This is a genomic window from uncultured Hyphomicrobium sp. (assembly GCF_902826555.1).
GTDB lineage: Bacteria > Pseudomonadota > Alphaproteobacteria > Rhizobiales > Hyphomicrobiaceae > Hyphomicrobium_C.
Window position 1 is genome coordinate 194861 of record NZ_CADEFI010000001.1, and the last position, 12712, is coordinate 207572.

Annotated in this window: 9 protein-coding genes; 3 read left to right on the forward strand and 6 right to left on the reverse strand. The window is 64.4% G+C overall.

Annotated features, from left to right (window positions below):
• Nucleotides 1–5 precede the first annotated feature (5 nt).
• Nucleotides 6–815: an outer membrane beta-barrel protein gene (locus QZV93_RS00910; protein WP_295555175.1), complete on the forward strand. Its 810-nt coding sequence runs from the start codon at nt 6–8 to the stop codon at nt 813–815.
• A gap of 9 nt (nt 816–824) precedes the next feature.
• Here QZV93_RS00910 and QZV93_RS00915 read toward each other — a convergent pair whose 3' ends face one another.
• The 3 genes from QZV93_RS00915 to QZV93_RS00925 form a co-directional block, all read right to left on the reverse strand.
• A complete protein-coding gene (locus QZV93_RS00915) occupies nt 825–1163 on the reverse strand; it encodes a hypothetical protein (RefSeq protein WP_295555177.1) in 339 nt (112 codons plus the stop codon).
• Nucleotides 1164–1312: 149 nt separating this feature from the next.
• Nucleotides 1313–2860, reverse strand: a complete 1548-nt coding sequence (locus QZV93_RS00920; RefSeq protein ID WP_295555179.1) for an AMP-binding protein — start codon at nt 2858–2860, stop codon at nt 1313–1315.
• 44 nt (nt 2861–2904) lie between these two features.
• Nucleotides 2905–4611, reverse strand: coding sequence for an extracellular solute-binding protein (locus QZV93_RS00925; RefSeq protein WP_295555348.1), 1707 nt, complete (start codon nt 4609–4611; stop codon nt 2905–2907).
• 436 nt (nt 4612–5047) lie between these two features.
• Between QZV93_RS00925 and QZV93_RS00930 the strand changes: the two genes are divergently transcribed.
• Nucleotides 5048–5911: an invasion associated locus B family protein gene (locus QZV93_RS00930; protein WP_295555181.1), complete on the forward strand. Its 864-nt coding sequence runs from the start codon at nt 5048–5050 to the stop codon at nt 5909–5911.
• A gap of 86 nt (nt 5912–5997) precedes the next feature.
• On the opposite strand, the gene hspQ is transcribed toward QZV93_RS00930, so the two are convergent.
• The 3 genes from hspQ to phaZ form a co-directional block, all read right to left on the reverse strand.
• Nucleotides 5998–6384 carry a heat shock protein HspQ gene (gene hspQ, locus QZV93_RS00935; RefSeq protein WP_295555183.1) on the reverse strand — a complete coding sequence of 129 codons (387 nt, stop codon included), beginning with the start codon at nt 6382–6384 and terminating at the stop codon, nt 5998–6000.
• Between the two features lie 92 nt (nt 6385–6476).
• On the reverse strand, nt 6477–7532 hold the full coding sequence (locus tag QZV93_RS00940) for a CoA ester lyase (RefSeq protein WP_295555185.1): 1056 nt from the start codon (nt 7530–7532) through the stop codon (nt 6477–6479).
• Nucleotides 7533–7643: 111 nt separating this feature from the next.
• On the reverse strand, nt 7644–9017 hold the full coding sequence (gene phaZ / locus QZV93_RS00945) for a polyhydroxyalkanoate depolymerase (protein WP_295555186.1): 1374 nt from the start codon (nt 9015–9017) through the stop codon (nt 7644–7646).
• A gap of 311 nt (nt 9018–9328) precedes the next feature.
• On the opposite strand from phaZ, the gene QZV93_RS00950 reads away from it, so the two are divergent.
• Nucleotides 9329–12628, forward strand: coding sequence for a transglutaminase family protein (locus QZV93_RS00950; protein WP_295555188.1), 3300 nt, complete (start codon nt 9329–9331; stop codon nt 12626–12628).
• The last annotated feature ends 84 nt before the right edge of the window (nt 12629–12712 follow it).

Sequence of the window (12712 nt, forward strand, 5' to 3'; positions counted from 1 at the left end):
GCGGCATGAAGGCCATCGCGCTTGCGATCGGGATTGCGACTGTCGTTCTAGCCGCTGGCACACCCGTGCGTGCCGATCCGTCTTCGGGGTTTGCGGGCGGCTACGTGGGTGTCAATGCGGGTGTCGCGCGCGGCTCGTCAAACTTCGGTACGGATCCCGGCTGCGTGCCGGTGGGCGCGAACGGGACATTCTGCGAACAGTCGAGCACGTCGTCCGTAAACGGCACCCACGTTGCGAGAAGCGGATCAGGGGATCTCTCGGACAGCGGATTCACCGGGGGCATTCAAGGCGGCTACAACTGGCAATCCGGCAGCATCGTGTTTGGCGGCGAAGCTGATTTCGGCGCGTTGGATCTCGGCAAGTCCATTGATCGGGCCGGCGTGTTTCCGTTCCCGTTCCTCGGCACGACGTACGCGCTGGGCGAGAGCATGTCGACGGATTGGCTCGTCACGCTGCGGGGCAAGCTTGGCTATGTGGCCGCGCCGCAGCTTCTGCTCTATGCGACGGCCGGCGTCGCCTTCACCGAACTCGACTTCTCAAGCAGCTATAGCGACAACGCGGTCGACGTGACCTTTCCGGGCGGTGCCGGATCGGGCAGCAGCTCCGATGTCCTGACCGGATGGACCGTCGGCGGCGGCGGCGAGTGGAAGCTCGACGAGCGCTGGTCGATCAAGGCGGAGTATCTCTATCTCGATTTCGGCTCGATGACTGTCGCCGTTCCGGTCAGCAATACCGCCGCTTTCGCGCAGACGATGCGCGTCGATGCCGATCTCGATATCCACCTCGCGCGCATCGGCCTCAACTATCGCTATTAAGCGGCGCGACTAGACGCGGGCGCGCCGGGCGTGACCCTTGGCAATCGGGGGCTCCTCGCCGCCGAAAGCGATTTTCGCGACGCGGATGGCCTGGTGATAGACAAGCGGGAAGATGACGATCAGGAATGCGCCGATGTATTGCAGGTCGCGCAAGTCGGTCTGGTAGCCTCGGTGAAAGACCAGGATGCCGGAGACGAAGCCCGCAGCGCAGAGTAGCGTCACCAGGACGGAATGGAGATGGTGGGAGACCACATACCAGCCGCCGATCAGAGCCAGCAGCGCGAAGGCTCCCAATGCCGTCAGAATGACCGGGTGATCGACGAGATACTGCGTAAGCTCTTGAAGCATCGAAAGACCCTCATACGCAATTGATTTGGTTGCCGCTTTGAAGCCGTCGAAAAAACGGCTCGGCGTGACCGCTTTCCTAGCCTTTCCGCTCGTGTCCCGCCAGATGGTGCGATCACTTCCATGGGGATGCGAGGCGCGTCTGCCGCAGTCTAGGACGCGGGCGGCATCGAAGCCAGGGCCGTGCGCTTGATCTTGCCGTTGGCGGTGCGCGGAAGCTGGTCCAGAAAGCGGATTTCCCGGGGCATTTTGTACGCTGCGAGGCGTTCCGCGGCGAAGGCGAGTATTTCCGCGCCGTTGGGGCGTGCACCGCTCTTGAGCACAACGAAGGCGCCGACGACATGCACATCCGGGCGCACGGCGACTTCGGCGCAGGCGACCTCGGCGATATCGGGGTGAGCGGCGAGCGCAGCTTCCACCTCCATCGGAGAGACGCGGTAGCCGAGCGCTTTCATGACCTCGTTGTTGCGTCCGACATGGGTGATGTAGCCTTCGGCATCCATGCGTCCAATATCGCCGCCGGTGAACCAGTCGCCGCGGACGACCTCGGCTTCTTCGGCGGGGCGGTTCCAGTAGCCAAGCATGAGACCCGGGTCCGAGCGGTGGACGGCGATCAGTCCTTCGCTTCCGGGCGGCAACGGTACGTCGGCGCCGTCCACGGGCAGGATGGCGACGCGGCGACCGGCCTGGGCCTTGCCGACGGTGCCGGGCTTACGTGGCACGCCGGGGGCGGTCGATATGTAAGTCGAGATCTCGCTCATGCCCAAGCCTTCGTAGAGCGCCCGGCCCGTCGCGGCCGTCCAATCGTCGAACAGGCTTGGCGGCGGGGCCTCGCCCGCCATCAACGCATGGCGTAGCGTGGGCATCGCCGCGGGTGCGAGCGGCGCGTATTTCAACATCTGACGGAAGAGGCCGGGGACGGCGGCGAACAGCGTCGCGCCGGTCTTTTCGATGAGCTTCGGCCAGAGCGTTGGCTCTTTCTCGCCGGTGTAGATGAGGGCGGTGGCGCCGTTGGCCCAGGGATCGGTGAGGCCGACACCAAGGGTGAAGGTCCAATTGAAGGCGCCGGCGTGCAACACGCGGTCGTCCATGCTCATTCCATACCAGCCCCGGTACATCGGGCGGCGACCGAGGGCCGCGCGCTGGGCATGCAGCACGCCTTTCGGATTTGCCGTCGTGCCGGATGTGTAGATGAGGAAGGCGGGCGCCTCGGCGCGTGTCGGGGCGTAGTCGATGCGGGGGCCGTCACGCATCATGCGGGCGACGTCGTCCGGTGAGAGGGCAATCGGTGTATGGGCGAGTGTGCGCGTATCGATCGAAGCCGCGCTGGCGACGGCGGCCGCACCGCTGTCGGCGAGCAGAAAAAGCGCCTCGCGGTCGGTGAGCAGGCTCGAAGCCGGGAGCGCGACGAGCCCTGCTGCGATGGCCGCGAAGAAGAGAATGGCGTAGGCGCTCGTGTTATCGAGGCGGATCATCACGCGGTCGCCTTCCGAAAGCCCCAAGGCGCGCAGCGCTCCGGCGGTGCGCAGCACCGCGTCCTCGAGATCGGCGTAGGTCCAGATCTCGGATGGGGATTGCGCGCTCGCATCGCCGATGACGATAAGGGCCGGCTTTGCAGGCGTTGCGGCGGCACCGCCCGCGATGCAATAGCGGGCCATGTTGAAGGGCGGATTCTCGGTGGGCGTCAGAAGCAGCGTCATTGGGCTTGCGGCGGCGATAGCTCGATGCGGGGTCTGTTCATGTGTCAGTTTTGGGGGCTCACCCACCAGGTGTCGAGGTTGAAGCCGAACAGCGGTTTGGCCTCGGGATGCGAGAGACGTTTCCAAGAGGCGATCCACTGGGCCGGAGGATAGAACAGCGGAATGACATAGTGCCCCGAGAGCAGCACGCGGTCGAGCGCACGGACGGCGGAGACGAATTCCTCATTGCCGTGGGCGGCGAGCATGGCGGTGATCATGGCGTCTGCCGCCGGGTTCTCGACACCGGCGTAATTGTACGAGCCGGGCTGGTCGGCGACGCGGGAGGACCAGCGGAAGAGCTGTTCGTTGCCGGGCGACAATGACGAGGGCCAGGTGAACTGGATCATGTCGAAATCGTAGTCCTTGAGGCGGGACTGGTACTGGGCGCTGTCGACGACGCGCATGCGGGCCTTGATGCCGAGCTTGGCAAGATCGCCGACGAAGGCGCCGAGCAAGCGCTCCTGTCCGGTGTTGGAGGCCAGGATCTCGAAGTTGAGCTGATTGCCGGTCTTGGTCTGGACGAGGCGGCCGCCTTGCAGGGCGTAGCCGGCCGCTTCGAGCATTTCGTAGGCCTTGCGTGCGTTGGCGCGGTTGTGTGGCGTGCCGTCGCTCTCAGGCGCGCGCCAAGTGCCGTCCATGATCTCAGGCAAGACGGCGTTGGCGAACGGGCCGAGCAGGGTGCGCTCGCGCTCGTCGGCGGGTTTGCCGGCGGAGGAGAGCATCGAGCGCTCGAAGTAGCTCTGGCTGCGCTTGTAGAGACCGTGAAAGAAGCTCTTGTTCACCCATTCGAAGTTGAACAGGAGAATGAGCGCCTGGCGCACGCGCTCGTCGGCGAATACGGGGCGGCGTGTGTTGAAGACGAGGCCGGTCATGCCGGCGGGCAGCCCGATGGCGATCTCCTCGCGATGAACGCGTCCGTCGCGTGCGGCGGGGAAGTCGTAGCCCTTGGCCCACGTGGCGGGATCGTCCTCGTTCCTGAGGTCGATGGCGCCGGTCTTGAAGGCTTCGAACAGAGTCGAGCCTTCACGGTAATATTCGAAGCGGATCTCATCGAAGTTGAAGCGGCCACGGTTGACGGGCAGGTCCTTGGCCCAATAATCGGGGTTGCGCTTGTAGGTGATGGAGCGGCCGGGATCGACGGCGGCGATACGGTATGGACCGGACCCGATCAGCGGCGCGAGCGTTGTCTCCTCGAACTTCTCGGCATCCATGGCGTGGCGGGGAAGCACCGGCATCAGGCCCAGGATCAGTGGCAGCTCGCGGTCCTCGCCGTCGGCGAAGACGAAGCGCACCTCGTGGTCGGACACGGCTTCCGCCTTCGTGACCTTCTTGTAGTAGGTGCGGTAGTTGGGGCGGCCCTTGTCGCGCAATACTTCGAACGAGAACAGGATGTCGGCGGCCGTGATCGGCGTGCCGTCGGAGAACCGTGCGCGCTGGTCGAGGCGGAACGTCACCTGGCTGCGATCGTCCGGCACGTCGATGGTCTCGGCGATGAGGCCGTAGAGCGTGAACGGCTCGTCCTGGCTGCGCGCCATCAGGCTTTCGACAACGAACTCGCGGATACCCTGGACCGGCTCGCCGCGCACGATCATGGGATTGAGATTGTCGAAAGAGCTCGACGAGCCGAGCGTGACGCGGCCGCCCTTCGGGGCGTCGGGAACGGCGTAGGGAAAATTAGGAAAGCCTGCGGGCAAAGCGGGATTGCCGTGCATCGCGATCGCATGCGCGGGCTCGGCGTGGGCGGGGGATAGCAGAACGGCCGAGGCCTGTGCCAGGACGGCAAGGGTCGCGAAAATCATTCGCTGCACAGCACACTCCCGTCTCGGCGTCCCACAACGCATTGGATTCGCTCGCACCACCGGGCTCACGTAGCATACATCCCCGGCGAGTGAATGGCGGATCGGCACGGCGGTTGCGTGGCGGGATTGCCACGGACGTGGCGTTTCCGCCTGTGCATGTTGTCGGCAGAATTTGTCCGGCCACGGGATTGCCTCATTCGGGGCTTTAGTGCCGGGCCGGAAGACGCTTAAAGCGTCAGGGCGCGCGCCAATAATTGCCGATTGAGCGCTGCGAAGAGGGGACGGGCCGCTGGACGGGGTTCGCCAGGCGGCTCCAGGTCAGGCTCATAGACGAAAGGTCGATTTTCCTATGTCGCACAGAGATGGCATCGCAACGGGCTTTGGACGCGGTGTGTTGGCGGGCGCCGCCGCGCTCGCTTTGGTTATCGGTTCCGGCGTGTACGGAGCTGCGCTGGCGCAGGATGCGGCTGCTCCTGCTGCAAAGAAGGATGCTCCCGCAGCGAAGGATGCGCCGAAGGATGCCAAGGCGGCACCTGCCGGTAAGCAGAGCGCGTGGGTAAAGCTTTGCGAGAAGGCGCCGCTGGTCAAGAAGGACAAGGACGGCAAGGAAGAGAAAGAAGAGAAGGACATCTGCCTCACGCATCATGAGCGTCTCGACGGCAACTCGGGCATGGTGCTGGTGTCGGCTGCGATCCGTCAGGTCGAGGGCAACGAGCACGACCATCTGATGGTCATGGTGCCGCTCGGCATGGCTATCCCGCCGGGCATCAAGGCGGCCGTGTACACCAAGGAGCAGTGGGAGAAGGCGTCGAAGAACGAGAAGGTCGACGACAAGGATCTGAAGCCGATCGATCTCAAGTTCTCGCTTTGCCACGCGTCGGGCTGCACGGCGGAGACCGAGGCAACGAAGGAGATCGTCGAGCAGATGAAGACCGGCGGCGGCATCATGGTGCTCGCCATGAACGCGCAGGCGCAGCCGATCGGCTTCCCGGTTCCGCTCGATGGTTTCGCCGATGCCTTCGCCGGCAAGCCGGTCGACAACGCCGAGTACAAGAAGGCCCGCGGCCAGCTGATGGCGCAGATCCGTCAGCGCCAGCAGGAAGCCTACGAGAAGTTCAAGGCCGAGAAGATGAAGGAGCTTCCTCCGCAGCCGGGCGCGGCGGATGCCGCAGCGGCAGCTGCGAAGAAGGACGCGCCGGCCGCGAAGAAGTAGGGCTCGGCAAGCTCACAAACAGAAAGGCCGCCTCGAAAGGGCGGCCTTTTTTGATTCTCTCCCCCATGGCGCGGAGAGGGGACGTTTCAGTGGGGCTGAATGAAGACGGCGCGGTAGCGGCCTTCCTCGTCCTCGACGAAGTAGTCGTCGAGCTGCGGGTGGCGCAGCGGTTCGCCGCTTTCGTCGGGCAGCAGGTTCTGCTCCGAGACATAAGCGATGTACTCGGTCTCCGCGTTCTCGGCGAGGAGGTGATAGAACGGCTGGTCCTTCAGCGGACGGTTCTCGGCGGGAATCGACTGGTACCAGTCTTCGGTGTTGTTGAAGACGGGATCGATATCGAACACGCCGCCGCGGAATGCGTAGACGCGATGGCGCACGACCTGCCCGAGCGCATACTTCGCCCTGCGCACAGCCGGGGTACTGGCTGCACGCTTGCGACGGCGCGGCGATGGCTGCGTGGCTTTACGCGACATGTTCCTATCCCCAGGGCGCATTCGAGGGGAGAGGCCCACCAATGTCAACCAATCTGTCGAACATAGTTGATGGCACGGGCGGGCGCGCGATGTCAGAATCCGTAGGCGGCCGCGCGTTCCGGATCCTTCTCGGCGACGAGGCGCGCCAGATCGACGATCACCTTGGCCTGCTTCCAAGTGGCGTCGTCCTGCATCTTGCCGTCGATCATGACGGCTCCGGTGCCGTCGGGCATGGCCTCGAGAATACGCTTGGCAAACGCAACCTCTTTCGCGTCGGGCGAAAAAACGCGCTTGGCGATGTCGATCTGCGTGGGATGCAGCGACCAGGCGCCGAGGCAGCCCTGGATGAAGGCGTTGCGGAACTGCGCTTCACAGGCGGCGCCGTCAGAAAAATCGCCGAAGGGACCGTAGAACGGCTTCAGGCCGTAGGCGAGGCAGGCATCGACCATCTTGCCGACGGTGTAGTGCCAGAGATCCTGCTGATAGCGGGCGCGCGCAGCGGTCGCGTCGGTCCCGGCATCCTGCAGCACGTAGTAGTCCGGGTGACCGCCGCCGACGCGTGTCGTCTTCATGCCGCGGGAGGCGGCGAGGTCGGCGGGACCGAGGCTCATGCCGTGCATGCGGGGCGAGGCGCCGGCGATGGCCTCGACGTTCTTCACGCCCTCGGCCGTCTCCAGGATGGCGTGGATCAGGATCGGGCGTTTGACGGCGTACCTGGCTTCAAGCTGGGCGAGGAGCTGGTCGAGATAGTGAATGTCCCAGGGGCCCTCGACCTTGGGCAGCATGATGACGTCGACCTTGTTGCCGGCCTCGCGGACGATCTCCGTCACGTCGTCGAGCATCCAGGGCGAGTTCAAGCAATTGATGCGGGTCCAGAGACCGGTGGAGCCGAAGTCGTTGTCGCGGGCCATCTGGATGAAGCCCTTGCGCGCGGCTTCCTTGTCGCCCACCGGTATCGCGTCCTCGAGATTGCCGAGCACGACATCCACCTGGCCGGCGATGTCCTTGATCTTGGAGCGGATCTTCTCGTTGTGGGGCGGCACGAAGTGAATCATGCGCTCGATGCGTACCGGGAGCGCGCGATAGGGCTCGGGTGCGCCGATGGCGAGAGGGGAAAAATGCTTCGCGGGCGTGCGGACGGCGCTCATCGGGAGAACCTCGGATCAGTGGGTATGGAGGGAGAATGCGCCGCACTCTAGTAGCAGGGCGGCGCCTGTCAACGCAGGCTCCGCCGTGATCGCGGTCCGGGCCAATGTGTCTCAGCCAGCCGAGCCGTTGGGGACGCTGCCGTTTGGAGCCGCGGCGCCGTTGGGGCCGCGCCAATCGACGATATTCTCGCGTGTCGCGTGCAGGGAATGATAGGGCAGCGGAATCTTGGTCTCGCTGCCGCCGACGCGGCGTTTGAACTGGATGGTGCGGATCATCTCGCGGATGCGGGGGGCGATCTCCGTGCGCCACCGGGTGCCGCTGAAGACGCCGTAATGACCGACGCCGGGCTGGACGTAGTAATAGTGCTCGTCGACAGCGATGTTCGAGCAGAGGTCGTGGGCGGCTTCGGTCTGGCCGAGGCCGCAGATGTCGTCGCGCTCGCCCTCGACGGTCATCAGCGCGGTCTTGCGGATCGCCGAGCAATCGACGCGCTGGCCGCGATACATCATCTCGCCCTTGGGCAAGGTGTGATCCTGGAACACGTTCTTGACGGTCTGCAGGTAGAACTCCGCCGGCAGGTCCATGACGGCGAGGTACTCTTCGTAGAACGTCTTGTGCTGATTGACCGAGTCGCAGTCGCCTTTGACGAGGTTCTCGAACAGCTTCATGTGCGCCTGGGTGTGGCGCTCGAGGTTCATGGTCATGAAGCCCGTGAGCTGGATGAAACCCGGGTAGACGCGGCGGCCGAAGCCTGCATTCGGGAACGGCACGTAGTTGATGACGTTGCTCTCGAACCAGGAGATCGGCTTCTCCTCGGCGAGCTTGTTGACCTGGGTCGGATTGCGGCGCGTGTCGATGGGGCCGCCCATCAGCGTCATGGAGGCGGGCTGCGCAGGATCGTCGTTCGCTGCCATCACGGCCGCTGCGGCCAGCGCCGGCACGGCCGGCTGGCAGACGGCGATGACATGCGTGTTGGGGCCGAGGAACTGGATGAATTCGATGATGTAGCTGATGAAGTCGTCGAGATCGAAGGCGCCCTCGTAGACCGGGATGTCGCGCGCATCGGACCAATCGGTGATGTAGAGATTGTGCTCCTTGATCAGCTCCTGCACGGTGCCGCGCAGGAGGGTCGCGTAGTGGCCCGACATGGGGGCGATCAGCAGCACCTTCGGATCGTAGCGCTTGCCGACGACTGTCTCGTCGCGGTCGAAGTGGAGGAGATTGCAGAAGGTCTTCTTCAGCACGATTTCCTCGCGCACCGGCACCGTGAGGCCACCGACGCGGGTCTCCTTGATGCCGAACTCGGGCTTGCCGTAGCGGCGCGTCATGCCTTCGAACACCTCGCAGGCGGCGGCGATGTTCTTGGCCATCTCGGTGTTGGCGAAGGGATTGAGCGGTGTCTCGAATTGCGCCTTGAGCGCGCGGGTCATGAGACGGACCGGATGCAGCAGCGTGTGTGTCAGTTCGTAGGTATAGTAGTGCATTAACCTCGCCCTCCCGCCGGGTGCTCGGTTGCAATGCAGCAGGGTCGCTCGGTGACGTCAAGCATTCCGTCTCAGAAATGTCGTAATTGCCCTAATGGCAGGCAAATATGTGACTAATCTTTGAGCTAAACGCCCGCAGTTCCCGGCTTGACCGTCAAATGCCCGACAAGGCAGCATCGTTGCAGTGCACAAGGGGCTGGGCCGTCATCTCGACGTCAGACGCAGGTTTCGACTCGTCCCTCAATTGATCCTGCGTCCGATCGGAAAACCGGCCTGCACTCCGGAAGCATTCGAGAGGTCCGCTCCCGGCAATGGGCATCCTAACCAGCCTCCACCATGTTACCCGCTACAAGTACGATCGGCCCGTGGCGCTGGGGCCTCAAGTCATCCGGCTCCGGCCTGCCGCTCACTGTCGTGTGCGCGTTCCGAGCTACTCGCTGAAAGTCGAGCCTGCCAATCACTTCGTGAATTGGCAGCAGGATCCGCACGGGAATTGGCTTGCCCGATACGTGTTCCCGGAGAAAACGACCGAGTACAGCGTCACGGTCGATCTCCTGGCCGAGATGGCGATCGTCAATCCGTTCGATTTCTTCGTCGAAAGCTCCGCCGAGAAGCTTCCGTTCACCTACTCCGAAGAGCTCGAGGTCGATCTCGCGCCCTATCTTGTCACCGACAATCCCGGTCCGCTCCTGGCGCAGTTTCTGGCCACCATTCCGCGCGAGGCGGAACGGACGGTGGATTTTCTGGTCGAGCTCAATGCGCGTATCAATCGCGAGATCAGCTATCTCATCCGCATGGAGCCCGGCGTGCAGGCGCCGGAGGAGACGCTCAAACTCGGTTCAGGTTCGTGCCGCGACTCGGCTTGGCTGCTCGTGCACGTGCTGCGCCATCTCGGGCTCGCGGCCCGCTTCGTCTCCGGCTACCTGATCCAGCTCAAGCCCGATCTCAAGTCTCTCGACGGGCCGTCCGGAACGGATGTCGATTTCACCGACCTGCATGCGTGGACCGAAGTCTACCTGCCGGGCGCCGGGTGGATCGGACTCGATCCGACATCCGGGCTCTTCTGCGGCGAGGGCCACATTCCACTGGCGGCGACTCCGCACTACGGCACCGCGTCTCCGATCAGCGGAACGGTGGATCCGGCGGAAGTCGACTTCTCCTTCGACATGAAGGTCGAGCGCATCGCAGAGAAGCCGCGCGTCACGCTGCCGTTCTCGGACGATGCTTGGGAGGCGCTTCTCAAGCTCGGCGATGCCGTCGATACAGATCTCTCGGTGCAAGGCGTCGGCCTCACCATGGGCGGCGAGCCGACGTTCGTCTCCATCGACGACTACCAGTCCGCGGAGTGGAACACCGCTGCCGTCGGACCTACAAAGCGGTCGCGTGCCGACGATCTCATTCGCCGCCTGCGGGCGCGCTTCGCGCCGGGCGGCTTCCTGCATTACGGACAGGGCAAGTGGTATCCCGGCGAAAGCCTGCCGCGGTGGACTTTTTCGCTGTACTGGCGGCGCGACGGAAAGCCGATTTGGCGCAACGATTGCCTGGTGGCGCGCGAAGGCTATCTCGCGCCGACGGATATCGACGGGGCGAAAGCCTTCATGGAGGGCATTTCCGAGAGGCTCGGCGTGGGCGGCGACTATGTGGTCCCTGCCTACGAGGATCCGGCGCACTGGATCATCAAGGAAGCTCAGCTTCCCGTGAACGTGGATCCCTCCGACAGTAAGCTCGAAGACAAGGAGGAGAGGGCGCGTATCGCGCGGGTGTTCGACCGTGGGCTCAGCGTCGCATCGGGGTTCGTGCTGCCGATCCAGCGCTGGCAGACGCGGGCCGGCAAAGGCTGGATGAGCGAAAAGTGGAAGCTCAGGCGGCAGCATCTGTTCCTGATGCCCGGCGATAGCCCTCTGGGGCTTCGGCTGCCTCTCGGGGGCTTGCCGTGGTTGCCGCCGCATGCGGTTCCGCACGTGGTGGCCGACGATCCATTTGCAGAGCGGGGGGAGCTTCCGGATCCGGACGCCCTCATGCAGATTTACAGCCGTGTCGGCGACAACCCCTACCGGCAGCCGATCCCGCTCGCGCAAGACATCGAAGGCGCGTCCGTGCGCACGGCGATGGCGGTGGAGCTGCGCGAGGGCAAGCTCTGCGTGTTCATGCCACCGCTCGGTGTGCTCGAAGACTATCTGGAGCTGATGACGGCCATCGAGGCAACGGCCGACGAGCTCGATCTTCCGGTGCATATCGAAGGCTATCCGCCGCCGCCAGATCACCGCTTGAACGTGATCAAGGTCACGCCCGATCCGGGCGTCATCGAGGTCAACATTCATCCGGCCTCGACGTGGCGCGACTGCGTGGCGACGACCGAGGGCATCTACGAGGAGGCGCGGCTTTCGCGGCTCGGCACCGACAAGTTCATGGTCGATGGGCGACACACCGGCACCGGTGGCGGTAATCACGTGGTCGTGGGCGGGCCGACGCCATGGCAAAGCCCGTTCCTGCGCCGTCCCGATCTGCTCAAGAGCCTGATCGTGTTCTGGCAGCGCCATCCGTCGCTGTCCTATCTGTTCTCGGGGCTGTTCATCGGTCCGACCAGCCAGGCGCCCCGTGTCGACGAGGGGCGTCACGAAAGCCTCTACGAGCTCGAGATCGCACTCGGCAACATTCCGCCGCCGTTCGGAGGGACGACTCCCCAGCCGTGGCTGGTGGACCGGCTTCTGCGCAATCTCATGGTCGACTCCTCGGGCAACACGCATCGCAGCGAAATCTGCATCGATAAGCTCTATTCGCCGGACAGCACCTCCGGCCGCCTCGGTCTGGTCGAGTTCCGCTCGTTCGAGATGCCGCCGGACGGCCGCATGAGCTTGGCGCAGCAGCTCCTGATCCGGGCGCTGATCGCGAAATTCTGGGCGGAGCCGGAGCAGGGAGATCTCGTGCGCTGGGGCACGACACTGCACGACAAATTCATGCTCGAGCACTTTGTCTGGGCGGATTTTCTGGATGTGCTCGACGCGCTCGGCCGGGCGGGCTACGCTTTCAAGCCGGAATGGTTCGAGGCGCAGCGGGAGTTCCGCTTTCCGTACTACGGAAGTGTCGAGCACGGAGGCGTGAAGCTCGAGGTGCGCCAGGCGCTCGAGCCGTGGCATGTGATGGGCGAAGAAGGAATGGCCGGGGGGACGGTGCGTTTCGTGGATTCATCGGTCGAGCGGGTGCAGGTGAAAGCCGACGGGTTCAATCCGCGGCGGCATGTGCTCGCCTGCAACGGGCGGCGCGTTCCGTTGACGTCCACGGGGCGTTCGGGCGAGTTCGTGGCGGGTGTGCGCTACAAGGCGTGGCAGCCGGCGTCGGGGCTGCATGCGACACTGCCGGTGCATGCGCCGTTGACGTTCGATGTCGTGGATACCTGGAGCCATCGCTCGCTCGGCGGGTGCGTCTATCATGTCGCGCATCCGGGCGGCCGCAGCTACGAGACGTTTCCCGTCAACACATACGAGGCGGAGGCACGGCGTCTGGCGCGCTTCCAGGAGCACGGCCATACGCCGGGGCTGATGACGACGCCGGCACCGGAGCGCAACGACGAGTATCCTTCGACGCTCGATCTCAGGCGGGCGCGGGCATGAGGTCGACGGGACCGATCCTTCTTTGCCTTTTCCGGGGAAGCGTCGGGGTGCGCGCGGGAAATCGGGACGCGTGTGTGTGTCGTG

Bases quoted from the DNA above. Each gene is read 5' to 3' on its own strand.
- QZV93_RS00910 (WP_295555175.1), top strand. From the start codon at position 6: ATGAAGGCCATCGCGCTTGCGATCGGGATTGCGACTGTCGTTCTAGCC.
- QZV93_RS00915 (WP_295555177.1), bottom strand. From the start codon at position 1,163: ATGCTTCAAGAGCTTACGCAGTATCTCGTCGATCACCCGGTCATTCTG.
- QZV93_RS00920 (WP_295555179.1), bottom strand. From the start codon at position 2,860: ATGACGCTGCTTCTGACGCCCACCGAGAATCCGCCCTTCAACATGGCC.
- QZV93_RS00925 (WP_295555348.1), bottom strand. From the start codon at position 4,611: ATGCACGGCAATCCCGCTTTGCCCGCAGGCTTTCCTAATTTTCCCTAC.
- QZV93_RS00930 (WP_295555181.1), top strand. From the start codon at position 5,048: ATGTCGCACAGAGATGGCATCGCAACGGGCTTTGGACGCGGTGTGTTG.
- hspQ (WP_295555183.1), bottom strand. From the start codon at position 6,384: ATGTCGCGTAAAGCCACGCAGCCATCGCCGCGCCGTCGCAAGCGTGCA.
- QZV93_RS00940 (WP_295555185.1), bottom strand. From the start codon at position 7,532: ATGAGCGCCGTCCGCACGCCCGCGAAGCATTTTTCCCCTCTCGCCATC.
- phaZ (WP_295555186.1), bottom strand. From the start codon at position 9,017: ATGCACTACTATACCTACGAACTGACACACACGCTGCTGCATCCGGTC.
- QZV93_RS00950 (WP_295555188.1), top strand. From the start codon at position 9,329: ATGGGCATCCTAACCAGCCTCCACCATGTTACCCGCTACAAGTACGAT.